Here is a 22,943-nt window from a genome sequence, read left to right on the forward strand (position 1 = left end):
CTTTTCCTGGAATTGCTCCAGGGTGCTACAGGGCGTGATCGTGCCGCCATGCCCGCTTCTGCGCCAGATAGCGGCGCAGGCCGGCTTCGCCGCGCGGTGTCGTCCAGCGATGATTCCAGGCAAAGGCGGGCCGCAGCAGCGGCGCGAGGAATTTCAGGATCGGCCTCAGCACCGTGACCTGCCAGGTTAGCTTGACATGGGTGCCCGAACCCGATGGCGACAGCTCGGCGCGCCACAGCCCGTCGAAGTCACCGATCGTCTTGACCGCGACGAGTTTGCCGGGATCCATTTCGACCGCCTCGATGATGAAGTTCAACTCATAGGGCAGGGCGCCACGCGCCCGGGCTCGTGCCCGCGAGCCGACGACGCCTTTGCCCTTGCTGTCGAGCGGCACGACCTCCTTGTAGACGTCGCCCCACCAGAGCGGCAGCAGTTCGGCATCGGAGAGCACGTCCCACACCTCCTGCGGTGTGGCCTCGGGAATGTCCCAGTTCTCGTCGAAGCGGAAGACGTTGCTTGCCATGACAGGGGGCTCCGGCCGCGGAAGCACTCATATTAGCTGCTGCTTCTTTATGTGGCCAGCGCCTGCCCGGGCTCAGGTCGGGATATGCCTGGCATAGTAGCGCACGGCCTTCTGGCCGCCATGGATCACCGCATCGCCGACCTCGGCAAAGCCGAGCGCGGCGTGGAAGGCATCCGAGGCCGGATTCGGCGGCTCGGCATTCACCTCGCAGGTGACGACGGTCTGCCCGGCGCGCGAAACATGATCGAACAGATCCTCGTAGAGCCGGCGGGCGTGGCCGCGGCCGCGCGCTTGCGCGGCCACGACGACCCGATCGACATAGACGAAGCGCGCATAGCGCTCGCGGAACCAGAGGAAGTTCGGGCTGTCGTAGTTTGCATGCTGGTCGAAGGTCATGATGAAGGCTTCGAGCGCGCCGATGCGGCGCGCGTAGAACGCCTCGCCAATCAGGAAAGACAGCCGCTCGGGCTCGAGCCATGACAATTCGGCGGCATGCGCGTTGTTGAGCGCCAGGATGGCAGCTTCATCCTCGAGCAAGACCCGGTCTATCGGCAAAGCTGCGCTCATGGTCTGGCAGCCGCGATGGTCGCCGCCACCAGCGCCTCATCGGTGATGGTGGTGCGGTATTCGCGGTCGAGGTCGGTGCCGCCCATGCCGACATGCGGATTGCGGTAGGCCATTACGCTCGGCACGTCGGTGAGCGCGGCGAAATGCATTTCGCTCAGCCCGGTTTTTCCAAACACCTCGGCGATGTTGTCGGGGGCGAGCCCGCCACAGCCGAGGATGATGATGCGGTCGCCGGCCTGCCGGACAAGGTCGGCCAGCAGATCGGCTCCCTCCAGCGCCGTGTCGCGCTGGCCGCTGGTCAGCACGCGGCCGACCTTGCAGCGGATCAGGGCTTCAAGCGCCTCGACCGGATCGCGCGTCATGTCGAAGGCGCGGTGGCAGGTGACATTGAGCGAGCCGGCCGCCTGCACCAGCCCGCTCATGCGCTGTTCGTCGATGCTGCCGTCCGCGTTGAGGCAGCCGACGACGACACCGGCGGCGCCGAGATCGCGGAGCGCGCTGACATCGGCCAGCATCGAACGGTATTCGGTCTCGCTGTAGAGAAAGTCACCGCCGCGCGGCCGCACGATGACGTGGAACGGAACGGTCGCAAGCTCCAGTGCCGCGCGCACGGTGCCGAGGCTCGGCGTGATGCCGCCTTCGACCAGGCTGGCGCAGAGTTCGACCCGGTCGGCGCCGGCAGCTTGCGCTGCGAGCAGGCCATCAATGCCTTCGACGCAAAGTTCGATCAGGGGCAGGCGAGCATTTCTGGCCAAGAGGACGATCCGTTCATGATTGCAGACGGCCAGCCCTAGCATCGGGCCTGCCGTCGTTAAAGCAGCAATGATCGGTCCACACGCGACAGTGGGGCGCCTATTCAGGACCAGACGCCGCTTGACATTTCCATAACCGACGAGTTATGGATAATCCATAGCCAGTTGGTTATTGATTTCGCGGCCGACGACAGCCCTGCCGAAACCGATTTGAAGGAGACCAATCATGCAAGCACGACTGAAAAACCCGGTGATGCTCATTCCCGGCGCCTTGCAGGCGCTGCTGGCGCTGGACAAGTCGACCGAAGCTGCCGATGTGCCTTATGTGACGCGCAAGCTCCTGCACCTGCGTGCCAGCCAGATCAACAGCTGCAGCGTCTGCGTCGACATGCATGCGCGCGAACTGAAGAAGGCCGGTGAAAAGGACGAACGCATCTTCGCCGTCTCCGCCTGGCGAGAAACGCCTTATTTCAACGATGCCGAACGCGCCGCCCTTGCGCTGACTGAGGCCACGACCCGGTTGAGCGACCGCTCCGATGCGGTGCCCGACGATGTATGGGACGAGGCCGCCCGGCACTATGACGAGAAAGGGCTGGCCGCGCTGGCGGTCCAGATCGCGCTCATCAATGCGTTCAACCGCCTCAACGCCGCCACCAGACAGCCGGTCGGTGCCTGGGGCTGAACGTGGCTACTGGCGCAGCACCGTGTTCTTGGCGCCTTGCTCGACCTGGTCGATGACCAAAAGCTTGACCGGGCCGTCGCCGACATTGGTGGCCTGGTGCCACTGGCCGATCATCTCGATGATGAAATCGCCCGTCTTGTAGGTGTTGCTCTTGCCGGTCTCGACATTCGTCACTTGAAGCGTTCCCGCCTGCACATAGGCGTAGCGGGGAAACGGATGCTTGTGCACCGGCAAGGTCGCGCCCACCGCAATGTCGAAGGTCGAAACCAGGACCTGGACGTTTTTCTGCGGCAGCGTGATCGGCTGGCCCGAGGCCGTCTCGGTGCGATCGGCAAGCGGCGTCACGACGACCGGCGTGCCGCTGCTGTCCAGCGCCGCGGCGGTGTCTGCGCAGAGCGCGGCGCAAAGCAGCAGCGCCGATGCCAGGATGTTTCGCATGGTTCCTCCCAAAGACACGGTTGCACCATCGCCCGGCGGGCATGCGCGTGCAAGCGCCTCTCGCAGGCAGAACCGAACAGGACTTGGGTCGCAAAGCCACCGTCGGGGGATACGGAATCTGAAATCGGTCCGATCGATCGATCGCCGCTTTTCGAGGATGGCCGGCGCCGCAGGGGGCGGGGAGATTGGGGTTGGCTGGGAGCGCCGGCCACGCGGCGTCAAGTCCGCCGCTGAGCCAAGCATAGCAAAGTCCGCCGGATTGATTATTGCGCGATCGCGTAAGCCGGCCCTTCGGCCCTTGCGTAGCGCCACGGGGTGTCGCTCAAATCATTGCCCCGTTTTGCCTGCCCAGCGCCTCAGGCCTCAATCGCTTCGCCCGTGCCCGGTATTGTCGCTCATGGCATTGATGTGCGGCGTTACTCCTTGGGAGGAGGGGCGCTCAATCGCCGGTAGGGGACGCCGTCGAAGACTGCCGTCACGAAGTCGGTGACCGACATCTTGCGTTTGCGGCCGTCGCTGCATTTGTAGACCGGCCAACCGTCATCGCTGCATTCGCTGGCGGAGCAGATGCGGGCAAGGCAATTTCCGGTCGTCAGCCGGAAGCCGCCCGTGCCGGCAAAACCCTGCAACAGGCTGCCGTCCGCCGCCCGCCACGTTCGCGCACGGAATTCCGCGCGCAGGAGCCTTGGCTCAAGCGGGACCGCAAGGTCGCTTTCGTCGCCACGCGCGGTCAGATTGAGACGATTGCGCGCCATTCCCGTCATGTAGGCGGTCACCAGGTCCGATTCGCCTGAATAGGCTCGCGCCATATCGGAGCGGTCGAGCAGGTGAGACACCCGCGCGTCTGCCGCGACCGGCATTGCCGCGTCATTGGCGCGACCATCGGAGATGAAGGCGTGAGCAGCCAAGAGAGCCAGGGCGTGCCCTGCAAACCGATACCTCACCATGGTCCAATGCCCCCATTGCATCCATTTGACATGGATTTAGGGCAATAGTTGCAGGAAACCGCCAGGAATCAAGGATTGCTTGTTTTCGGCTGGGCAAGCGCACTATGCGTGGGACCATGGCGCTGCAATGCATGGCGCTGGCGCGCGTCTACCACGAGCACGGGCAGGCCGCATAGGCCACAGCCAGCCACAGCCGGGCGCCAAGACGCGCGAGGCGCATCTCCGCTGCAGGACAGCGGCCAACAAGAACGCGCGCTGGCGGCGGCACGGATATTCCGACCTTCTTTTTTCTCCTCGTCGAACCTCGCTGACCCGAATTGTCTATCCGCGCTAGCTCGAGCGGCCGATTTGGGGGCGATCTACATCGGCTACTATTGATCTGTCGCTTGACGCTGGGGTCAATTGGGTGGGCACGTACGTCAGGCCGGTGTGCGGTTGGGGTTACGGAAGTCGCAACGTCTTGAAGGTCCGTCCCCCGGCCGCACTCCTTGAGACGCCGGCCCCGGCATTGGCCGGTGTAAGAGGACTGACAGGACGTTCAAAACGGCTCCCCTGTCATTAGTTCTTTCATTGCTCAGTCACCTATTTGGTTGTGCTGCCACTGCACCCTGCGAAGGCAGCTCAAGGCAGCGGGGACCAACCCCAAGCCCCCCACCCCTGTCCCCGCTGCTCATGCATCGCCGTGCCTCGTCACCCCGTAGTCCTCTCCGACGCGGCTGAGCCGGAAAGTTTGACAAACTCGTCAAACTCTTCGAGTCTTTCATAGCGCTGTATCGCCCGATAGGCCGCTCCTCGCTGGCGGGGCACGGCACTAGGCTTGCGATCGAAGGGGCGGCTTTTGCCCCCTCTCACGTCTTCAGTCGTCCCATTCGTCATCATCGAGCGGCTGATAGTCAGGAACGACCCGGATAATCGGACGAGGACGTTCATAGCGCCAGTAGTATTCGTCTGGCGGCTGCGCCTCATAGGTCCGATAGGCGCGCTGGTAATATTTACGGTGCTTCCAGTGCTCTTTGTGCACTTTGCGCGGCCGTACGCAGTAGCCGTCCCGGGTTAAGTAAGCGCATGTCACTCGCGCCTCCTGGACCAGGCCGCGGTGGGCCGGCGCGCCAAGTGTCATCGGCGCCGCTTGGGCGCCGAAGGTCAGCGACAAAATCGCGCCGGCCAAGGCAAAAACAGGCAGCTTCATTCGCTTCTCCATCGTCTCAGGTCATGGCCGAACAACACTTCGATTTCGGACGATTTAGGGCGCTCGAAATCACTTTGTTTTTCCGTCGCACATCTACCCGCCAATTCACCGGCCCCGTAACGTGCACCCGATGAACGGCAGATCCTTCCCACTTGCCGGAGTCACCCCTTCAACGGAGATCGCCTTTCCGTGACCATGAAATACCCGTTTTTCGAGGACACACTCGGCAAGAAAGTCGCGATCGGCACGGGGCTGTCGTGCTCGAGGTGCCTGCGCTAGCCCGCCGCCTAGGCGACGACTACCGCTGCATGCATTGGATCTGGTCAAGGCGCTCTATTGCCAACCATGTCGAGAGGCCGGCCGCGAGGATCGAAACCTCCTCTTCACAAACCGTGCTATGACGCCGGACAAGCGGCGTTAGTTTGGCATCTTGAAGTCGACGTCGACCAGACTGAACTTTCCCGGAATGTGCGCCTTTAATCTGGTTTCAGTGCTTTCCCAGGCGGGTTGATGGCAAGGTGACGCCTGTTCATGTCCAGCGAGACGCCCCCGGCCTCCCAAATGTGAAGAGCACCCCCATCGGGTGGGTGCGAGTGCAGCAGCGCATGGCCGACGGTCAGTCCATGCTGCATATCTGCTGGAAAATCCATCCGCGGAACGCCGCGCGACGATGTCATAGTGGGCGGCATGAACGGCACCTCGCGCACAACCATGCTAACGTTCTCGCCATTGTCCAAATTGAAGAAAAATGTTGGCATCCCCACCGCGCTCAATTTCGGGCCGAGGGCCGCGGCTGGCTCCTTGGACATGAAGAAATGGAATTGCGCGGCGTTCTCGTAGTTCGCTATGCCGAATGCAAATAGGCCATTTCCCGGTCTTCCTACTTGCTTACCGAGGGCAAGATGCCTTGCGGGGATAGTGAGTGATACAACCTCGACGGCGCCTGTCTCTGGCAAGGTGGGTTTTTCCCAGACCACGGTTGCGCGCTCATCAACAAACCCCCGGCTGTTGCGTGAGCGAAGGTATTCGACATCTTGCCTGTCGAAGGCCAGCCGGAATTTGTGGTCGGCATGGAGGCTTACCTTTTGCACCCGTCCCAATCCTGTCGGCATAAGGTAGAACGAGTTGCGATGTGCCCAAGCTGCCCACACCCACGAATACAGGTCATGTGGCCCATAAACAGTAAGTGCACGCGCTTGCGTATTGCACTGTCGATCGCATTGCTGATCGCTTGCTTCCTGGAAACCATAGGCGGCTACTTCCTGAACCTCACACGCGCACCGCCGTCATTCTTGGCAATGAACTCGACGCGTGCCGATTCGAGGCCGCGCCGAAAGTCACCGGCTTTCACTCAGCCTTCAGTACCTGGTGTCTGATCAACCAGTCACGAATGATCAATCGGACGGCTTCAGGTCGTGAAACATCATGTTCTGCAACAAATTGATCGACGCCTGCGAGCATGTCCGGTTGAAGGCGGACCATGATCGGCACGCCCTTTCCGGTCGGGGCCGGTCCGCGTTTCTTTGATACCACGGTTTCTTGCTTTGGCATGAAACTCTGATATCATAATTTCCGTTCTTACGGAAGCACCAGGGCCACACACGAAACCAGATTTGGAGAAGATCCGATGCCGAACGGCCTTGTTCGGGCTGCCGCCGCAGGCATGGCCCTCGATCTCATGACGTACCTCATAGCCGTAACGGATCATTGGTGGGGTGATCTAGGCGGGGAGTACCGGGCTGGGCAGCGCGCCTAGCAGGGCGAGCCGCGAGCCCTGTTAACCAGCCGAAGCCGAACCGGTATCAAATATACGCGCCTGTGCTAAAAATGCCTGCAATGCCGGGAACAAGCCGGCGCTCTTTCTTGCCGGGGGGCAAAGAGCCGTGTTGGTCAACTGTGCGCAATGCACCATGGTAGTAAGCTCGGCCACGCCTAAGTGTCCGCGTTGCGGTCATCATAACGCACTGGACCACCAAGCTGCCTCAGAGCCGTTGTTCGGAAGCATTGAAAAACACAGCCGGTCCGAAAACGTCGAGAGGCTATTTCTGGCGACCTTCCTTGGCATCTTCGGCGCCGGAATGTTGACGGTTCTGATTTTGATCGTCCACCAGGTTACGACAGGTGTCGTCCTGCCTAAGTGAGCCTCCGGTACAATGGCGCTGGCGGGGCTGCCAGGGCCTCTGAGTTAACAGGCGGCCCGGCTACCTCCTCGTCGGGACTAGCCAGCTCTGGGTCGCTTTCGAGGCTTATGCCCAGAAATTGTCCCAGGCGTAGAGGTCGTAGAAGTGGTCCCTGGCGTCCATCAACTTGCCGTTCTTGATGTCGAAAACGATGCAACAGAGCACGTCCAGCCGTTTGCCGTTGCGCTCCCCGGTATTCTGATGGACGCCGACCACGAGCCCGTCCTCGCTCTCCGTCACGTGCAAAAGTTTTGCCTTGAAGGTCCCGTGGGTTTCGCTGCCCAACTGGCCGAACTGGCCAAAGATTGCCTCGTGGCCTTTATGGTCTCCGGCCACGGGACTCTTGCCCGGAGTATGCCAGGTGCAGGTCTCGTCGATGATTAGCGCCAGCGTGTCCATGTCTCCAGTATTGAACGCGGCATAACCGCGCCGAACGATCTCGGAGTTCTGATCTCTTGACGTCACATCTGCCATAACTTTCCTCCCTAACCGGCGAAACCGGTAGGTTTGCCGGCTGGCAAATTATAGGCCGTTCATTCGAATATTCAATTTTGCTAAAATGCTTCGGAACTAAGATTAGGCGCCACGCCTTGAATCGCGTTCCGTGAGTCTGTGCATGCGTTTGAAGTTCATCCCTCCGTTGATGCCGACCTTGGTGGAGAAGCCTGCCGAGGGCGATGGCTGGATTCACGAAGTCAAGTTTGATGGCTACCGCTCCCAGATCGTGAGGGATGCCGACGGCGTGCGCATCTTCACAAAGCGCGGTCTCGACTGGACATCGAAATACCGCGACCTCGCAGCCGCCGCGGCCTCGCTCGAGGTGGAAAGCGCCATCATTGACGGCGAGATCATCGTCACCAACGAGGCGGGGATCTCCGACTTCGCAGCACTTCGGAAAGCGATCACCCGGCGCCAGCATGATCTGTACTTCGTCGCCTTCGATCTGCTGCACCTTAATGGCCACGACCTCCGCGACATGGTTCTAGAAGACCGGCGTGAGATACTGGCCGAGATGATTCCGGATGGCGGTCACATCCAATTTAGTCAGGCGTTGCCGGGCGATGCCAAGGCGATTTTCCATCTCGTCGAGCAGGCCGGCCTCGAAGGCGTCGTCTCGAAGCGGAAGGAGAGCAAGTATCGATCCGGCCCATCCACAAACTGGCTAAAGGCGGCATCGATGAATACGAGCTGCTCGGCGTCGAGCGCTAGGCCGGCAAGCCGGCATTCGCTCTGATGGCCGAGCGAGACACAGGCCGCTATGTCGGCTCGGCTTTCATCACCCTAAACCGGGAAATGCGGGAACGGCTCTGGGAGCGCGTTCGGGAACACGCAGGGCCACCGCCGAAGGGCATGAGGCGGCCGGCAACGCAAATGGGTCAGGCCTGGGCTGATCGGCCGTGTCAAGCACATACGGGGCGAGGAAGACCTACGCCATGCGTCGCTGCAGGATTTCCGGGAGGAGTGAATAAATAGCGCCCACTATGTCAAACTTTATTGCTGGCAACGGCCGCTCGGCAAATAATCCTGTTTGGTGGGGGTGGTGCCGGCAGCCCGCGCGCTTCTTCCGTACAGGGAGAAGGCGCGGGTTCTCGGTTTTAATTTATCGAGAGTTGCGAAGGAGATCATTAACCGGGTCACCTGGGACACCGCAGGCCGGTACCGTAATGACTCGCTATCCATTGTCGGAAGCGTACAGTCCTATTGTCGCTCGGTCTTCAACGGCAACGAGCGTTTGAAAGAGTCTCACGCTTTCTGTGTTGCAAAAGATTGGCGCGGCACGTCCGCAGCGAGCAGTTGACCGCTAGGCCAGCGGTCCGGCGGTCGAGGGCGTTGGGTGCGGTGTTTCGGCCGCCGGGCCTAGCCGACATGAGAGGGGATTTTGTCGGCATAACCCATTATAACGTCTTTTCTAATTTAGTAAAACCAAAGGGCTGGCTCCTCTGCCTCTCAAATCGGATGAACCAGGGCTCAGATCTCGCGTTTTCGTGGGAACCTGACGATCGATCCGAACTTAACGGTTATTGACCACTTTCCGACAATGTGCCCAACGTCGCCGGCGCCGACGTCATGTCCGCGGACAAGGCAACCGATAAACTGTTTGCTGATGCTCAAAAGCAGGGAATTGAGGGGCAGAATCGTGGAGGAGACGGGCACGGGTAGCGTCTATGAAACGATCCTCGACGCTGTAGTTCACTACCATAGCCCAGGCTTGGCAGACTGAGCGCATTCTCGGTTTATCACTATGTGCAAGGTCACGCCGAGCACAGCTCCTGTGTCCCATTCCGGGAAGCAAATCCTGGCATCCATATTGCACCGCCAGCTTGCCGGTTGATCCCGGTCCTGATCGCATACTCTGATCAGGTTAGGCTCGCCGGGCTCGAGGTGGTTGGGGTCTTCGCCCGGCGAGTTTCCATCGCAATACGCCTTGCTCGCATCGATGCAGGAATATAAGCCTCTAGTTGCGGGACCCTTCAACGGAGATCGCATGCCCCAAAAAACCCTCGCCGACACTTTGGCCGCTCGCGAAACCGTCTATGTCAATTGCGCCCACCCGATGTGCGGCAGATCGACAAAGCTAGATATCCAGGCGCTGATCGACAGGCTCGGGCCGGATCACGGATCGATGCATCAGGATCTGGTCGGGCGCTTTGGCTGCTTGAAATGCAGCCGCTGGCCGCCACCGTAGGCCAGTGTTCTTCACATGCATTCCTGACTACGAAGGTCAGCAGCGGGAGCGGAACCACAACTGGAGACCGACTTTCGAGAAGCGTTAGGAATCATCTCTGATTGAGTTGGCCGGCGCCCGTTGGGCGGGGGGCTTGGGGTAAAGGCGCCGGCCAGTGACGGGCTCAAGAGTCCGCCGCCATCTTGAGGTAGGGTAAGGCGGTCCGTTTCCGTATGGTGTGATCGCGTAAGCTAGAGCCTCGCCGGCAGCACCAGCACCACGACCGCTAGGTCGTAAACTCATAAACGATACAGACTGAGGCGTCCCAGCTTGTCGTCGGTCGGCTTACCGTTCATGGTTGCGTGATGGACCATGCTCGCTCGGATTTCCTTCCCGATGAGGTGACCGCCGCCGATCTAAGCGGGTGGGCGGACATTTTGCCAGCACGATGCCGTGTCGTGGGAGCCAACCTATTCGCCGACATATTTTTAGCTGATGCCAACGGTGCAGTTCACATGCTGGAAGTGTCTGCGGCTTCGATCACAAAGATCGCTGCTTCTAAGGAGGAGTTTCGTCATCGGTGCATCGATGATGAAGATGGTTGGTTGTTGCGCCCACTAGTGGATCAGTGCCGGTCGGCGGGGATGAACCCAACGCCTCCCAGTGCTACGCCTTCACGACGCTCCCCCAGTTCGGTGGAGAATATAAGACCGACAACATCTGGATGTGCTCGTGGAGTGAGTGGATCAGCTATACGGCCTCGATCTACGCGCAGACCAAGGACCTGCCGGACGGCACCCCGGTTTCGATCAGCGTTGTCGATTGAACGGCTTGCCTGAGCCGAGAGAAGCTGATTCAGCGTCGGCATGAGCCGATATGATCTGACCGACTTCGAATGGCGCGTGATCGAGCCGCTGCTACCCAACAAATCGCGAGGCGTTCCGCGCGTCGACGACCGCCGCGTGCTGAACGGTATCTTCTGGGTGCTGCGATCAGGCGCGCCGTGGCGGGATCTGCCCGAGCGCTATGGGCCGCGGACCACCTGCTACAACCGGTTTGTGCGATGGCGGAAGGCAGGCGTATGGGACCGCCTGATGGACGCCATCAGCGCCGCCCACGACGGCGCCATACAGATGATCGACAGCACTTCCATCCGGGCGCACCAGCAGGCTGCGACGGCAAAAAAGGGGGGCAAATCATTGTCTCGGTCGATCGCGCGGTGGGCTCACGACCAAGATCCACGTCGTCGTCGACGCGCAAGGGCTCCCAATCCGGCTCGGCCTGACAGCAGGACAGGCACATGACGGTCAGATCGCTGATCGGCTTCTCGATCATCTTGGCCCACGCACCATCGTGCTGGCCGACAAAGCCTACGACGCCGACCGCATCCGGGAACTGATCCAGGAGCAGGGTGCCACGCCCAACATCCCGGCCAAGAGCAACCGGAAATGGAAGCCCTGCTTCAGCAAGCGGCTCTACCGCGAGCGCAACCTGATCGAACGCTTCTTCTCCAAGTTGAAGCACTTCCGTCGCGTCTCAACCCGCTATGACAAGCTCGCCGACAACTTCCTCGCCATGGTCCAGCTCGCGTCAATGCGCCTGTGGCTGCGCGCTTATGAGTCTACGGCCTAGAATGGCCATCAGGAGGCAAGCGCACATGCCTACCATGTCGCGCTGCCGGTATCGCCAGACGGCGCCGGGCTAACTGCGGTGACGGCCTAAGCCATGCGGCGCTTAGATAGGGCCTCTAATAGGTCCGCTTCCTCCGTGCTCCCGCACCGGAAAACGCTGACGATTTCCTCAGCGAGGTCCTCCCTCTGTTCCGAGTCTTTTTGGGCTAGGCGACGCTCGATACAAAGTTGGTTGAACACCCGCTGGAGCAAGTCCAGATCAGTAGGCTCGAATACTCCGCTGTAACGCGAGAATGGCATAACGGCAGCCCTCATTTTGCCGTCCCTTACCCTATTATTCTGCCACCAACTACGACCAACCTCAAGGCGGTGGCATTCGGGGCAAGCTTCGCCCCCGCAAGGTGGCGGTTGGACGATTTCAGCGTCGTGTATAGACATTCCTATAACCGACGATCTCCGCCATTCCGGCTTTGCCTATGCCAGGAATGTTCCTCAGTGTTTGTTCATCCATGAAGAGAAGGCGCTCAGGAGCATCGATTCCGCAATCGAGGGTAGTGCCTCAGTTTGAAATTGCTTCGCGTAGGGACACCCCGCAATAGAAATGGCCAGTGCATTTGGGAACTTTGGGCCACCGGCCATTACGGATTTGTGCGAACCCGCGTTAGGAGGTTTACAACCATATCAGCGGTCACTCAATCGACGCCAAAGGTGTAGGCGCTACCCACCCGTTGCGGGCTCGGCCACGTCCAGCGGCCCGACGGTCGGGGGCTGGGGCGCCTTTGGCTTGACCGCCGGGCCTAACCGGCCAAGGCAAGCCGGCCGGCGACGTTATAGGCCCGTCAATCTTCGCTGCTACTTGGCAAAACGGCGGTGTTCTCTTCCCTCAAATCGGATGAGCCCAGAGTCGCAACCCGAAGTATGCCTGAGCTTCATGAGTGAGCGCTAATATGGTGAACAAAGGATGAATCACCGCTCGCCACCTCTCGGGCAGCGGGCGGCTCACTGCGGAACTTCGACGGAAATCTTGATCGCGGCATAGTAAGCCGCAACATTGGCGATGTCTTCATCGCTCAGGTTCTTGACGACCGCCGACATCATTTGACTCTTGCGCTGTCCGATCTTGTAAGCCATCAGCGAGTGGACGAGATACTCGTACTTCTGCCCGGAGATATTGGGCGTGTAAGACAGTTTGCCGATGCCATCCTTGCCGTGGCACACTTGGCATTGCGTCATGACTTTCCGGCCGGCGATGCTGTCGCCTGCTGCCTGCACAAATGACGAGGTGACCACGAGGGCAGCCAGGCCAAGGATCAAACCACGCATACTATGCGCCCGGACGTGTCGAGTAAGTTTCTTGATCATCGAAGTCCTCCCATCGCGGCCTTTTTCCCCTTTGGCCTGACGCAGAAATTAACTGCCGGTGCATCGCGCGAGTCCAGCAATTGGGGATTGTGTAAAACGATACACTCCGCAATGCGCCTACATTTCGCTGTTGTCGATGATGCCGGCTTCGCCGTCGGGCAGATGAGTGGTTGGCGCCGGCTTCTTAAGCCTCACCCCAGCACCACCGCCGTTCTCGGGGATGAACTCAACGCCTGCCGCCTCGAGGGCGCGCCGGAGCTTGAGCAGCGTCTCAGGATCTCCGCCGGACTTGCCTGTCTCAAAATTCGTGATGGTGTTCCGATGAACGCCTGACTTCTCGGAGAGGTCGCGGACACTCCAGTTAACAAGGCCGCGGGCGGCTCGCATCTGTGCGCTTGTCACATATACCCCTGTGTGCTATTTCCACATGTGTAAATTACACAGTGTGCTGTTAGCACAAATCAGGAGGCAAATCCAATGCCGAAACTCACAGTTCCGGCAGCCGGCGAAGCTGTGCCTGCTGCCGAGGGAATGCCTATCATTGGGCGGTTTTCCCGCCGCGCCTTACTTGGCGCCTTCGCTTCTGTTCCGGCCATAGGAGTCGCTACAGAGGCGCTTTCGTCAACCGGCATCGCAACACTGGAGCTACCATGCATCCGCGTTAGGAGGCTCGCCAGGGAACGGGCGCTGGCGCTTGACGACTGGTCGACCGAAATCGGCAACCCCTTCATGGTGGCCCATATCTACCCGGCCTCGATGTCCGATCGCCCGATTGCATTCGAGGATATGCAGGAGTCTTGGCGACGGCTCGATCCAGAGAACAGGAAGCGCCTACTCTCGGTCATGAAGCGGTGGCCGTCATGAACGCGCGCACGCCCATCCTACAGCCCCTCGGTATGCCGAAGGGAATGAACCCACGCGAATGGCGCGAATCGGTCGAAACATGCCTTAACGACCTACTCGACCGTGCAATGTCACTCATAACAGCGCTGGATCTGATGCAGGCCGATTGCGACATGGAGGAGACCGGCGACCTTGAGGCGTCGCTTGGCTGGACGGTGCTCGGTCCTACAAATGGCGGCGCCAACGACGATCGCGAAGCTGATGGCGATCTAGAGGACAGCGGCGATGAGCACGAGCCCTCGTTGGGCTGGACCGTGACATTGAACCAGGACCATGCGCTTGCGGCCGGCGGCGGCGACATGGCTTTCTTCGATGGCGAGCAGGACGCAGGCGACGAGCCCGAGATTGTCCACGACGGCGAAACGATGACGTGGGAGAACGATCCCGAATCGCAAGAAGCCTTGGTGTCGCTATAAGAGTTTCCGAGCTTCTCAAAATCCTCGCGGCGATGTCGCCGGAGCAAAAGGTGGCGCTGATCGCGAAATGAAACGGTTCCTCGCTGCTCGCCAGTAATTCCGCAACTTGGGGAGTCTATGGCCCGCTGCCACCGGCAGCGGGCTTTTTGTTAGCCCACCGCCCTCCGGCTGGACAGCAGGCGCCTGGTCTCGATGTCATCACGGGAAATCCCGATGTCGCTGAGCAGGTCGTCCGGTGACTCGGTCAGCTCGTCCATTGCCTTCAACCGCGCCTTCTGTGCGGCTCGGCGGCTGAGCCAATCGACAAGGGGACTAACTGCGACAAGAGGAAGCTTCATAAGCATCCGAGTACTCCTCACCGCTTGCAGATACACCCCGCGCAGCAAGCTAGGTCCGATGCGTCGATGCGTCTGTGACAAAACTCACAGGCCCGTTCGGCAAAAACTGCCCGGCTGCCGCTGGTGGCGGGCTTTCTTTATCTTGTGGCAGAAAAGTCACGCAGCTTGAATATGCAGAGCTTCAACCGGCGCGCGCTTATTATCCAGCTAAGTGAGGCGTACCGTCGTCAAACGGGGGCAAAGGGGATGGGCAAAGGGGCGCCCCCTTGACCGCGACGTTCATTTCCTCCCGAACTAAGGCCCGCCGCCTCACGGTGGCGGGCTTTTTCCCCATAGTGGGCAACGCCATGCAGCCAGGAGGGCCTTATAGACGATTAAGGCCGCCGGATTTTGCCTCTCTCCCGGGTGATCCACCAAGTACTTGCACATCGCCAGCTTGTTGGCCCGTGACGCCCTGGGGGACACAAATGAACTTCCGCTGCAAGAAGGTCTGGCCAGACAAGTCGACGCCACCCAAGTTCAGGTCGTTCAAATCGGCTACGCCCATTATGTAGCCCCGCGCGAAAAGGGGCGATCCCGTACAGAAATCGTGCAGGTCGTTGCCGCTGAAGAAATTGGCTTGTGCCGTAATGGTCGAGCACATCAAAGGAAACACAGCCCATCGCCACTTTGCCATCAGCCCCTCCATGTCGCGTGGACCAGCGGATAGTCGCAGGAAACTAGCGGGAATCAAAGCTGGTCGCCAATCGTCCGCCGCCCAAGTGATTCCAGCAAAGCAATCGGGTCCGGCGTACCTATAGCGTACCTATCGCCAAAATCGGCGATTTTGCTGCGTTGCTAAGTATTTGAAAAGATTGGCTCCCCGGGCCGGATTCGAACCAGCGACCAACCGGTTAACAGCCGGTTGCTCTACCACTGAGCTACCGGGGAACAGCGCTCTCATGTGAGTGGCGCAGCCTATAGCAAACCCGTTTCGCCTTTGCAAAGAAGCATTTCGTATTTTTTCCGGGCTTTTTTGCATGACGATTTCTGGCAATCGCCGGCGGGGGCCCTCATATGAGCGGTTCTGCTCACTGCCGTGGAGCGAAAAGGCGGTTGCGGCATTTACCGGCGGGTGTCTTTAATGATTGGAACTGGGTCTGGCTTCGACATGACTGCAGCAGGCGAACACGCACCGGCGCGGAAAATCACGGTCTTTGGCCGCGAATTCACCATGCCGCGCTCGCGCGCTCTCAGAATCGCCATCGGCGTCGTCCTGATCCTGGGCGGCATCCTCGGCTTCCTGCCTATCCTGGGCTTCTGGATGATTCCGATCGGATTGCTGGTGCTTTCCTATGAATTTGCGCTGGTGCGCCGCCACCGGCGCCGGCTTGTCGTGTGGTGGGAGCGCCGGCGCCGGCCGGATTGACCTGGCCGGCGGACCTTTCCAGATCAGCAGAAGGCGTATCGAGCCTCGACGAGGAAAGCGTCGGGAATGATGTGCGAGCGCTTGACGACTTTCTGCCGCCAACATATTGAGTCCGCTCGGAACGCCGGGAGCAACGAGGCCTCGTGGCGGAGTGGTTACGCAGAGGACTGCAAATCCTTGCACCCCGGTTCGATTCCGGGCGAGGCCTCCAGTTGCCTGGGCTCCCTTGGGAGCAGGGGTTCCGGTCGAATGAGCCGCAATCCTGGCGCGGCAAGCGCATTGGTTTTGGGCGCATTGGTTTGGGCGGATTGGTTGGAACATGAGCGCTGATTTCTCCGAACGACGCGTGAAGATGGTCGACGGCCAGATCCGCACCACGGACGTGACCAGCGCGCCGCTGCTCGATGCCATGCTTTCCGTGCCGCGCGAGGCCTTTGTCGGCGCGGACCAGCGCGATCTCGCCTATATCGACGGGGACATCCGCATTTCCGACGGCGCCAATGGCGGCGCGCGCTACCTGATGGAGCCTTCACCGCTCGCCAAGCTGCTGCAGTTGGCTGAGATCGGCGTTGGCGAATCGGTGCTCGATGTCGGCTGCGGCACCGGTTATTCGGCGGCGCTCCTGTCGCGGCTGGCACGCTCCGTGGTTGCGCTGGAAAGTGATCCGGCGCTGGCGGAAACCGCCAGATCGACGCTCTCGGCGCTGGGCTGCGACAACGTGACGGTAGTCACTGGGCCGCTGCCGCAAGGTCACGCCGCCAAGGCGCCTTATGACGTCATCTTCATCGGCGGCAGTGTCGAGGACGTGCCGGCCTCGCTGTTTGACCAGCTTTCCGAGGGCGGGCGTCTTGTCGCAGTCGAGGGGCAGGGCAATTCGGGCGTTGCCCGGCTGTTTTTCAAAACCGGGGGGGTTGTAACCGGAAGACGGGCCTTTAATGCGGCAATTAAGCCACTACCCGGATTTGAACGTATTCATGCGTTTGAATTCTGAGCGGTTTTGCCTTGCAGCGAAAGCGATGTCATGATCGCTTGCATTTGAACAATCGTTGCTGATTTGCATAACCGGGTATTTTGGGGGCAGTCGGCGGGGGAACGATAAAAGCGCGGCGCTGGCTGATCCTAGGAGAGGCTGGCGTGGCGCAGTTCCCGTGCAAAACGAATGAGGGATATCACGTGCCGTCCTTACGCAAGAGTGTTCTAGCCGCCATCCTGGTTTCCGCGACCGCGCTTTCGCCGCTGAGTGCTTCCGCCGAAACCATGACTGGCGCGCTTGCCAAGGCTTACCAGAACAATTCGCAGTTGAACTCCGCCCGTGCGGGCGTCCGCGTCACCGACGAGGGCGTGGCCATCGCCAAGTCGGGCTGGCGGCCGACCGTTAACGGTTCGGCTGATATCGACTATTCCAGCAGCCATATCGCCGGCACGAACCGGACCGCGCGCATAACCACCGGCAATTTCGGGGTCCAGATCAACCAGATGCTGTTCGACGGCTTCCAGACCAAGAACAATGTCGCGGCCGCAGAAGCGCAGGTTCGCGCTTCTGTCGAAAGCCTGCGCAACACCGAAGAGAACATCCTGTTCAACGCGGCAAGCGCATACATGGATGTGATCCGCGACCGTCAGGTGGCGGTGCTGACCGAGCAGAACCTGCAGTTCCTGACCGAGCAGGCGCGCGCGGCGCGCTCGCGCTTCGAGGTCGGCGAAGGTACGCGCACCGACGTCGCCCAGGCCGACGCTTCGCGTTCTTCGGCCGTGGCGCAGTTGAGTGCGGCCCGCGCGCAGGCGCTGGCCAGTGCCGCGACCTACCACCAGATCGTCGGCGACGAGCCGGGCAAGCTCAGGGCGGCATCGCCGCTGGGCAGGCTTTTGCCGTCGAGCCTCGACGCGGCGATCACCATCGCATCGGTTGAGCACCCGGCCATCCTTGCTACCCAGCACCTGGTCGACGCGGCGTCGTTTTCGGTGAAATCGCAAGAAGGCGCGCTGTTGCCGCAGCTTTCCGCCAATGCAGGCGTTTCCAGCGCCTATCGCAATACAGTTCCCGGTGTCCTGTCGTCGTCGGATGGTACAACCAATTCGGCCAGCATCGGCGCGACGCTCAGCATACCGATCTATTCGGGCGGCCGCACCTCGGCGCTGGTTCGCCAATCGAAGGAGTCGCTCAGCCAGGCCCGCATCGAAGTCGATGTCAGCCGCGACCAGGTGCGCCAGGCCGTGACATCGGCATGGACGCAGTACACCGCCGCGCAGCAAAGTGTCGCCGCCAACAGGGAGGTGATCGCCGCCGCGCAACTGGCGCTTAACGGCGTCATCGAGGAGCGCAATGTCGGCCAGCGCACCACGCTCGACGTGCTGAATGCGCAGAACGCCGTCATCAGTGCCAAGATCAACCTTGCCAGCTCCGAGCGCGACGTGGTGGTGGCAAGCTACGCCATCCTGTCGGCAATGGGCCGGCTGTCGGTCGAGCGCCTGGCGCTGAATGTGGTGAAGTACAAGCCGGAAGAGCACTACAACGCCGTCAAGGACAAGTGGATCGGCTTGCGCACGCCGGACGGCCGCTAACGGCATCACAACCCGGATTTGAGGAGCGCCGCGTATCCATGGGATGCGCGGCGCTTTTTCATTGTTGAGCCCCTGCTCAGCCCGCGGTCTTTTCAGTTGGGCGCTCGAGCTAATCTGTTGAAATCCAACATCTCCCCAGATTGGGGATTCTCGGATGACGATCCGTCGGCTACCCTGTGGCCATGATTCGAATCCGGCTTTGCCGGAACGGAAATCGAGAATAGGTCACAAGGGCGGCGGATGTGACGATGGCAACGGCAAGCAGCGCTCAGCGCGAACCTTCCATGGAAGAAATACTGGCTTCCATCAGAAGGATCATCGAAGACAGCGACACCGGTCGCAAGCAGCCCGGTGATGCCGGCGAGTTGCGACAGGATCTCCAGCCTGCGCCAGCCGCGCCGCCGGTGCCGGAAGTGGATGCGTTCCGCGCCGAGCTGCGCGCCGAAGCAGACACCAGGAAGCCGGTTTCGCTGGCTGAGGTGCAGGCACAGCTGGCGGCCGAGCCGGTCATAGCCCGCATGGAAACAGCCCGCATGGAAACGAAGGTGCGCCCGGAGGCGGCTCCGCCGGTCACGCCAAAGGCGCCCACGACGCTTGCTGAAGTGAGCGCCAGCATCGCCGCCGAGCCGAGTTCGGCCGAGCCGGCGGCTGCCGCCGAAACCAGCGATGCCATCGTAGCCGACTGGCGGCGCGAAATCGCGGCCGTGGGCGAAACGGCGAAGGCTGCGGGTACGGCCAGACCGGACAAGGTCGAGGCGCGGACGTTTGATGCCGCACCGGAGGTCGAGATCGCCGAAGACGAACTCGCAGATGAACCTTTTTTCGAACCTGCCGCTTCCAGCGGCGGCATGGCCCGCCAGTCCGATGCCGTTGCCGCCCGTCCAGCGATCCTTTCGGAACATGCGGGCCGTCAGGTCGCCGCCGCCTTCGGCGAACTTTCCGATGCCTTTGCCAGCCGCAGCAAGAAGACCTTCGACGAGATGGCCGAGGACATGCTGCGGCCGATGCTGCAGGACTGGCTGGACAACAATCTGCCGACGCTGGTCGAGCGGCTGGTGCGCGAGGAAATCGAGCGCGTAGCGCGCGGCGCGCAATAGCGTTGTAGACCGATCTCCGGATCAAGGCGCCGCCCTCGGGCGGCGCTTTTTTTTCGAGGGTTCTCCGCGATCGAGCGATTGAGACGGTGTATCGAAAAGCCGCGCCGACAACGATGCTGACGATCGCGGGACGCAGTCAGATCATCTTCGCGAGTTGCCTTGAGTTGCTCAGCCACTATCTATTGGTCGTCGCCGTCTGTCAGTTGCCCGCGGTTGACTTGCCAACTGCCTTCCGATTTACACCGGACCCAGCAAATCCCGACAGCCCGGACCTCTTTCCATGCTTGAAAAAACCTACGACGCCAAAACCGTCGAGCCGAAGATCGCCAAAATCTGGGAAGAGGCCGACGCCTTTCGCGCCGGCGCAGGCGCGGAGGAGGGGGCGGATGCCTTCACCATCGTCATCCCGCCGCCAAACGTCACCGGCTCGCTGCATATGGGCCACGCGCTCAACAACACGCTGCAGGACATATTGGTGCGCTTCGAGCGCATGCGCGGCAAGAACGTGCTGTGGCAGCCCGGCATGGACCATGCCGGCATCGCCACGCAGATGGTGGTCGAGCGCCAGCTGATGGAAAAGCAGATCCACCGCCGCGATCTTTCGCGCGAGGACTTCATCGAGAAGGTTTGGGAGTGGAAGGCCGAATCCGGTGGCGCGATCTTCAACCAGCTGAAGCGGCTCGGCGCCTCTGCCGACTGGTCGCGCGAACGCTTCACCATGGACGAGGGCCTGTCCAAGGCGGTGCTCGAAGTGTTCGTGACGCTCTACAAGGAAGGGCTAATCTACAAGGACAAGCGCCTTGTGAACTGGGATCCGAAGCTGCTTACGGCGATTTCCGACCTCGAAGTTGAGCAGCAGGAGGTCAACGGCAACCTCTGGCATTTCCGTTATCCGATCGAGGGCGAGGCGTTCGATCCGGAAAACCCGATGACCTTCATCACCGTGGCGACGACGCGTCCGGAGACCATGCTTGGCGACACGGCAGTGGCAGTGCATCCGGACGACGAGCGCTTCCGGCACCTGGTCGGGAAAAATGTCGTGCTGCCAATCGTCGGCCGCAAGATACCGGTGGTGGCGGACGAGTATTCCGATCCGGAAAAGGGCTCGGGCGCGGTCAAGATCACGCCGGCGCATGATTTCAATGACTTCGAGGTCGGCAGGCGCCACAAGCTGCCAGCGATCAACATCCTGACCGCCGAGGCGGCTGTTACGCTCAAGGATAATGAGGATTTCCTCGCTGGCCTCGACGTGACGCCGGAGCGCCAGGCCGTCTGGGACGAACTCGACGGCCTCGACCGTTTCGTCGCGCGCAAGAAGGTCGTCGAACTGATAGAGGCCGGCGGCTTCCTCGACAAGATCGAGCCGCACCGCCACACCGTGCCACATGGCGACCGCGGCGGCGTGCCGATCGAGCCGTTCCTGACCGAGCAGTGGTATGCAAACGCCGCCGAACTCGCCAAGCCGGCGATCGCTTCGGTGCGCGAGGGGCGGACCAATTTCGTGCCCAAGAACTGGGAGAAGACCTATTTCGACTGGATGGAGAACATCCAGCCCTGGTGCATTTCGCGCCAGCTGTGGTGGGGCCATCAGATCCCAGCCTGGTACGGGCCGGACGGGCGCGTCTTCGTCGAGAAGACCGAGGAGGAAGCGCTCGCCTCGGCCATCGAATATTATCTGGCGCTGGAAGGGCCGTGGAAGGCCTGGGTCGAGGACAAGCTCGAGAACTTTAAGCCGGGCGAGATCCTGACCCGCGACGAGGATGTGCTCGACACCTGGTTTTCCTCGGCGCTGTGGCCGTTCTCGACGCTGGGCTGGCCCGATCAGACGCCGGAGCTCAAGACCTACTACCAGACCGACGTGCTGGTGACCGGCTTCGATATCATCTTCTTCTGGGTCGCCCGCATGATGATGATGGGCCTGCATTTCATGGATGAGGAGCCGTTCCACACGGTCTATGTGCATGCGCTGGTGCGCGACAAGAACGGGCAGAAGATGTCGAAGTCGAAAGGCAACGTCATCGATCCGCTCGACCTCATCGACGAGTATGGCGCCGATGCGCTGCGCTTCACCTTGACGGTGATGGCGGCGCAAGGCCGCGACGTGAAGCTCGATCCGGCCCGCATTGCCGGCTACCGCAACTTCGGCACCAAGCTGTGGAACGCGACCCGCTTTGCCGAGATGAACGAGGTCGCGCGCAATGACGATTTCTGGCTGAACGACGCCAAGCTGGCGGTCAACCGCTGGATCCTGACCGAGCTGACGCGTGCCGCGCGTGAGGTCACCGATGGCATCGCCTCATACCGCTTCAACGAGGCGGCGGGCGCTGCCTATCGCTTCGTCTGGAACCTGTTCTGCGACTGGTACCTGGAGCTGCTGAAGCCGGTGTTCATGGGCACAGACGAGGCCGCCAAGGCCGAGAGCCGGGCCTGCGTCGCCTTCGTGCTCGACGAGATCTACAAGCTCCTGCATCCGATGATGCCGTTCATGACCGAGGAACTGTGGGCCGAGACCGCGGGCGAGGGCAAGGAACGCGGCTCGCTACTTTGCCACGCCGCCTGGCCGTCGCCGGACTTCGAGGACGTGGCCGCGGCCGCCGACATCAACTGGCTGGTCGATCTCGTCTCGGGCATCCGCTCTGTGCGTTCGGAGATGAATGTGCCGCCGGCGGCGATCGCGCCGCTGGTGGTGGTCGGCGCCCGTGAGGAAACGCACCAGAGGCTCGACCGCCATGCCTCCGCCATCCAGCGGCTGGCACGGGTCGGTGACATTTCGCTGCAGGATGCCGCCCCCAAGGGCTCGGCGCAGATCGTGCTCAACGAGGCGACGATCTGCCTGCCGCTTGGCAACCTGATCGACCTGACCGCCGAGGCGGCGCGGCTGCAGAAGGAACTGGCCAAGGTGACCGAGGAGATCGCCCGCCTGCACAAGAAGCTGTCCAACGACAGATTCGTTGCCAGTGCACCGGTCGAGATCGTGGAAGCCGAGCGTGAAAAACTCGCCGAATATCGCGAGGCGCAGGAGAAGCTTTCGGTGGCCCTGACGCGGGTGCGCGACGCCGGCTGAGCGGGCAGATTCGTGACCTGCCGGAACGGCCTTGGCCGGCCGTTCCGCTGCCTTAAAAACAGGCATTCCGCTACGTTAATGTTGACGTAAACGGAATGTTTTAGCCCCATTGTTGCCATAATGTAACAATGGAGCCAAACACCCGCAAAACCACCTGTTTTTGGTCTTTTGGGGCCGATTTTCCAAATTTTTTCGATCGATTTGCGTCGGTGAGGCCAT

The 22,943-nt window shown here is 61.0% G+C and carries 23 protein-coding genes, 2 tRNA genes and 1 pseudogene; 12 read left to right on the plus strand and 14 right to left on the minus strand.

The window, feature by feature from the left end:
* Positions 1–25 precede the first annotated feature (25 nt).
* The 3 genes from ACFX5Q_RS19525 to ACFX5Q_RS19535 all read right to left on the minus strand — a co-directional run bounded on the left by ACFX5Q_RS19525 (position 26) and on the right by ACFX5Q_RS19535 (position 1,887).
* Positions 26–523, minus strand: a complete 498-nt coding sequence (locus ACFX5Q_RS19525; RefSeq protein WP_404280613.1) for an SRPBCC family protein — start codon at positions 521–523, stop codon at positions 26–28.
* 72 nt (positions 524–595) lie between these two features.
* A complete protein-coding gene (locus ACFX5Q_RS19530) occupies positions 596–1,090 on the minus strand; it encodes a GNAT family N-acetyltransferase (protein ID WP_404280614.1) in 495 nt (164 codons plus the stop codon).
* The gene (locus ACFX5Q_RS19535; protein ID WP_404280615.1) at positions 1,087–1,887 is read right to left on the minus strand and encodes a copper homeostasis protein CutC; all 801 of its coding nucleotides are present in this window, start codon (positions 1,885–1,887) and stop codon (positions 1,087–1,089) included. The genes ACFX5Q_RS19530 and ACFX5Q_RS19535 overlap by 4 nt, the downstream gene beginning before the upstream one ends.
* Positions 1,888–2,068: 181 nt before the next feature.
* Here ACFX5Q_RS19535 and ACFX5Q_RS19540 point away from each other — a divergent pair, with 181 nt between their 5' ends.
* Positions 2,069–2,524 (plus strand): carboxymuconolactone decarboxylase family protein, encoded by a 456-nt coding sequence (locus tag ACFX5Q_RS19540; RefSeq protein ID WP_404280616.1) that lies wholly within the window; start codon positions 2,069–2,071, stop codon positions 2,522–2,524.
* Between the two features lie 6 nt (positions 2,525–2,530).
* Here ACFX5Q_RS19540 and ACFX5Q_RS19545 read toward each other — a convergent pair whose 3' ends face one another.
* The 6 genes from ACFX5Q_RS19545 to ACFX5Q_RS19570 form a co-directional block, all read right to left on the minus strand.
* Positions 2,531–2,962: a cupin domain-containing protein gene (locus ACFX5Q_RS19545; RefSeq protein ID WP_192183520.1), complete on the minus strand. Its 432-nt coding sequence runs from the start codon at positions 2,960–2,962 to the stop codon at positions 2,531–2,533.
* 416 nt (positions 2,963–3,378) lie between these two features.
* Complete coding sequence (locus ACFX5Q_RS19550) at positions 3,379–3,870, minus strand: hypothetical protein (RefSeq protein WP_404280617.1); 492 nt, start codon at positions 3,868–3,870, stop codon at positions 3,379–3,381.
* Positions 3,871–4,765: 895 nt separating this feature from the next.
* A complete protein-coding gene (locus tag ACFX5Q_RS19555) occupies positions 4,766–5,098 on the minus strand; it encodes a hypothetical protein (RefSeq protein WP_404280618.1) in 333 nt (110 codons plus the stop codon).
* Positions 5,099–5,574: 476 nt separating this feature from the next.
* Positions 5,575–6,189 carry a hypothetical protein gene (locus tag ACFX5Q_RS19560; RefSeq protein WP_404280619.1) on the minus strand — a complete coding sequence of 205 codons (615 nt, stop codon included), beginning with the start codon at positions 6,187–6,189 and terminating at the stop codon, positions 5,575–5,577.
* Between the two features lie 256 nt (positions 6,190–6,445).
* Positions 6,446–6,649 carry a ribbon-helix-helix domain-containing protein gene (locus ACFX5Q_RS19565; RefSeq protein ID WP_404280620.1) on the minus strand — a complete coding sequence of 68 codons (204 nt, stop codon included), beginning with the start codon at positions 6,647–6,649 and terminating at the stop codon, positions 6,446–6,448.
* A 695-nt stretch (positions 6,650–7,344) separates the two neighbouring features.
* Positions 7,345–7,752, minus strand: coding sequence for a nuclear transport factor 2 family protein (locus tag ACFX5Q_RS19570; protein WP_404280621.1), 408 nt, complete (start codon positions 7,750–7,752; stop codon positions 7,345–7,347).
* A 142-nt stretch (positions 7,753–7,894) separates the two neighbouring features.
* Here ACFX5Q_RS19570 and ACFX5Q_RS19575 point away from each other — a divergent pair.
* The 3 genes and pseudogenes from ACFX5Q_RS19575 (at position 7,895) to ACFX5Q_RS19585 (ending at position 11,575) form a co-directional block, all read left to right on the plus strand.
* Positions 7,895–8,743: pseudogene (locus ACFX5Q_RS19575) on the plus strand (RNA ligase family protein).
* Positions 8,744–9,763: 1,020 nt separating this feature from the next.
* The gene (locus tag ACFX5Q_RS19580) at positions 9,764–9,964 is read left to right on the plus strand and encodes a hypothetical protein (RefSeq protein ID WP_404280622.1); all 201 of its coding nucleotides are present in this window, start codon (positions 9,764–9,766) and stop codon (positions 9,962–9,964) included.
* 845 nt (positions 9,965–10,809) lie between these two features.
* Positions 10,810–11,575, plus strand: a protein-coding gene (locus ACFX5Q_RS19585) for an IS5 family transposase (RefSeq protein ID WP_404280624.1) whose coding sequence is annotated in 2 segments (ribosomal slippage) — positions 10,810–11,115 and positions 11,117–11,575 — 765 coding nt in all. Because the reading frame shifts where the segments join, the coding sequence is not laid out codon by codon here.
* Between the two features lie 998 nt (positions 11,576–12,573).
* Here ACFX5Q_RS19585 and ACFX5Q_RS19590 read toward each other — a convergent pair.
* Positions 12,574–12,936 carry a c-type cytochrome gene (locus ACFX5Q_RS19590; protein WP_404280625.1) on the minus strand — a complete coding sequence of 121 codons (363 nt, stop codon included), beginning with the start codon at positions 12,934–12,936 and terminating at the stop codon, positions 12,574–12,576.
* A 117-nt stretch (positions 12,937–13,053) separates the two neighbouring features.
* Entirely contained in the window at positions 13,054–13,323 is a 270-nt protein-coding gene (locus tag ACFX5Q_RS19595; RefSeq protein ID WP_404280626.1) for a helix-turn-helix domain-containing protein, read from the minus strand.
* Positions 13,324–13,413: 90 nt separating this feature from the next.
* Between ACFX5Q_RS19595 and ACFX5Q_RS19600 the strand changes: the two genes are divergently transcribed.
* Entirely contained in the window at positions 13,414–13,800 is a 387-nt protein-coding gene (locus tag ACFX5Q_RS19600) for a hypothetical protein (RefSeq protein ID WP_404280627.1), read from the plus strand.
* On the plus strand, positions 13,797–14,255 hold the full coding sequence (locus tag ACFX5Q_RS19605) for a hypothetical protein (RefSeq protein ID WP_404280628.1): 459 nt from the start codon (positions 13,797–13,799) through the stop codon (positions 14,253–14,255). Before ACFX5Q_RS19600 ends, ACFX5Q_RS19605 begins: the two co-directional genes overlap by 4 nt.
* A 149-nt stretch (positions 14,256–14,404) precedes the next feature.
* Here ACFX5Q_RS19605 and ACFX5Q_RS19610 read toward each other — a convergent pair whose 3' ends face one another.
* The 3 genes from ACFX5Q_RS19610 to ACFX5Q_RS19620 all read right to left on the minus strand — a co-directional run bounded on the left by ACFX5Q_RS19610 (position 14,405) and on the right by ACFX5Q_RS19620 (position 15,523).
* Entirely contained in the window at positions 14,405–14,599 is a 195-nt protein-coding gene (locus ACFX5Q_RS19610) for a hypothetical protein (protein ID WP_404280630.1), read from the minus strand.
* 358 nt (positions 14,600–14,957) lie between these two features.
* Complete coding sequence (locus ACFX5Q_RS19615) at positions 14,958–15,269, minus strand: hypothetical protein (RefSeq protein WP_404280631.1); 312 nt, start codon at positions 15,267–15,269, stop codon at positions 14,958–14,960.
* 179 nt (positions 15,270–15,448) lie between these two features.
* Positions 15,449–15,523: transfer RNA gene (locus ACFX5Q_RS19620), tRNA-Asn, on the minus strand.
* 220 nt (positions 15,524–15,743) lie between these two features.
* Here ACFX5Q_RS19620 and ACFX5Q_RS19625 point away from each other — a divergent pair.
* From ACFX5Q_RS19625 to ACFX5Q_RS19650, 6 genes are all read left to right on the plus strand, one after another.
* The gene (locus tag ACFX5Q_RS19625; RefSeq protein ID WP_192177464.1) at positions 15,744–16,001 is read left to right on the plus strand and encodes a hypothetical protein; all 258 of its coding nucleotides are present in this window, start codon (positions 15,744–15,746) and stop codon (positions 15,999–16,001) included.
* Positions 16,002–16,138: 137 nt separating this feature from the next.
* Positions 16,139–16,212 (plus strand) — tRNA-Cys (locus ACFX5Q_RS19630).
* A gap of 108 nt (positions 16,213–16,320) precedes the next feature.
* The gene (locus ACFX5Q_RS19635) at positions 16,321–16,992 is read left to right on the plus strand and encodes a protein-L-isoaspartate O-methyltransferase (protein WP_404280632.1); all 672 of its coding nucleotides are present in this window, start codon (positions 16,321–16,323) and stop codon (positions 16,990–16,992) included.
* A gap of 182 nt (positions 16,993–17,174) precedes the next feature.
* A complete protein-coding gene (locus ACFX5Q_RS19640; RefSeq protein ID WP_404280633.1) occupies positions 17,175–18,563 on the plus strand; it encodes a TolC family outer membrane protein in 1,389 nt (462 codons plus the stop codon).
* A 248-nt stretch (positions 18,564–18,811) separates the two neighbouring features.
* Positions 18,812–19,660: a DUF2497 domain-containing protein gene (locus ACFX5Q_RS19645; RefSeq protein ID WP_404280634.1), complete on the plus strand. Its 849-nt coding sequence runs from the start codon at positions 18,812–18,814 to the stop codon at positions 19,658–19,660.
* 280 nt (positions 19,661–19,940) lie between these two features.
* A complete protein-coding gene (locus ACFX5Q_RS19650) occupies positions 19,941–22,724 on the plus strand; it encodes a valine--tRNA ligase (protein ID WP_404280635.1) in 2,784 nt (927 codons plus the stop codon).
* The last annotated feature ends 219 nt before the right edge of the window (positions 22,725–22,943 follow it).

Source organism: Mesorhizobium sp. IMUNJ 23033, assembly GCF_044778005.1.
Lineage (GTDB): Bacteria > Pseudomonadota > Alphaproteobacteria > Rhizobiales > Rhizobiaceae > Mesorhizobium > Mesorhizobium amorphae_A.

What these genes read in the sequence shown, in the direction of transcription:
- ACFX5Q_RS19525 (WP_404280613.1), bottom strand. Translation starts at nt 523, where the DNA reads ATGGCAAGCAACGTCTTCCGCTTCGACGAGAACTGGGACATTCCCGAG.
- ACFX5Q_RS19530 (WP_404280614.1), bottom strand. Translation starts at nt 1,090, where the DNA reads ATGAGCGCAGCTTTGCCGATAGACCGGGTCTTGCTCGAGGATGAAGCT.
- ACFX5Q_RS19535 (WP_404280615.1), bottom strand. Translation starts at nt 1,887, where the DNA reads ATGCTAGGGCTGGCCGTCTGCAATCATGAACGGATCGTCCTCTTGGCC.
- ACFX5Q_RS19540 (WP_404280616.1), top strand. Translation starts at nt 2,069, where the DNA reads ATGCAAGCACGACTGAAAAACCCGGTGATGCTCATTCCCGGCGCCTTG.
- ACFX5Q_RS19545 (WP_192183520.1), bottom strand. Translation starts at nt 2,962, where the DNA reads ATGCGAAACATCCTGGCATCGGCGCTGCTGCTTTGCGCCGCGCTCTGC.
- ACFX5Q_RS19555 (WP_404280618.1), bottom strand. Translation starts at nt 5,098, where the DNA reads ATGAAGCTGCCTGTTTTTGCCTTGGCCGGCGCGATTTTGTCGCTGACC.
- ACFX5Q_RS19565 (WP_404280620.1), bottom strand. Translation starts at nt 6,649, where the DNA reads ATGCCAAAGCAAGAAACCGTGGTATCAAAGAAACGCGGACCGGCCCCG.
- ACFX5Q_RS19570 (WP_404280621.1), bottom strand. Translation starts at nt 7,752, where the DNA reads ATGGCAGATGTGACGTCAAGAGATCAGAACTCCGAGATCGTTCGGCGC.
- ACFX5Q_RS19580 (WP_404280622.1), top strand. Translation starts at nt 9,764, where the DNA reads ATGCCCCAAAAAACCCTCGCCGACACTTTGGCCGCTCGCGAAACCGTC.
- ACFX5Q_RS19590 (WP_404280625.1), bottom strand. Translation starts at nt 12,936, where the DNA reads ATGATCAAGAAACTTACTCGACACGTCCGGGCGCATAGTATGCGTGGT.
- ACFX5Q_RS19595 (WP_404280626.1), bottom strand. Translation starts at nt 13,323, where the DNA reads ATGCGAGCCGCCCGCGGCCTTGTTAACTGGAGTGTCCGCGACCTCTCC.
- ACFX5Q_RS19600 (WP_404280627.1), top strand. Translation starts at nt 13,414, where the DNA reads ATGCCGAAACTCACAGTTCCGGCAGCCGGCGAAGCTGTGCCTGCTGCC.
- ACFX5Q_RS19605 (WP_404280628.1), top strand. Translation starts at nt 13,797, where the DNA reads ATGAACGCGCGCACGCCCATCCTACAGCCCCTCGGTATGCCGAAGGGA.
- ACFX5Q_RS19610 (WP_404280630.1), bottom strand. Translation starts at nt 14,599, where the DNA reads ATGCTTATGAAGCTTCCTCTTGTCGCAGTTAGTCCCCTTGTCGATTGG.
- ACFX5Q_RS19615 (WP_404280631.1), bottom strand. Translation starts at nt 15,269, where the DNA reads ATGGCAAAGTGGCGATGGGCTGTGTTTCCTTTGATGTGCTCGACCATT.
- ACFX5Q_RS19625 (WP_192177464.1), top strand. Translation starts at nt 15,744, where the DNA reads ATGACTGCAGCAGGCGAACACGCACCGGCGCGGAAAATCACGGTCTTT.
- ACFX5Q_RS19635 (WP_404280632.1), top strand. Translation starts at nt 16,321, where the DNA reads ATGAGCGCTGATTTCTCCGAACGACGCGTGAAGATGGTCGACGGCCAG.
- ACFX5Q_RS19645 (WP_404280634.1), top strand. Translation starts at nt 18,812, where the DNA reads ATGGCAACGGCAAGCAGCGCTCAGCGCGAACCTTCCATGGAAGAAATA.
- ACFX5Q_RS19650 (WP_404280635.1), top strand. Translation starts at nt 19,941, where the DNA reads ATGCTTGAAAAAACCTACGACGCCAAAACCGTCGAGCCGAAGATCGCC.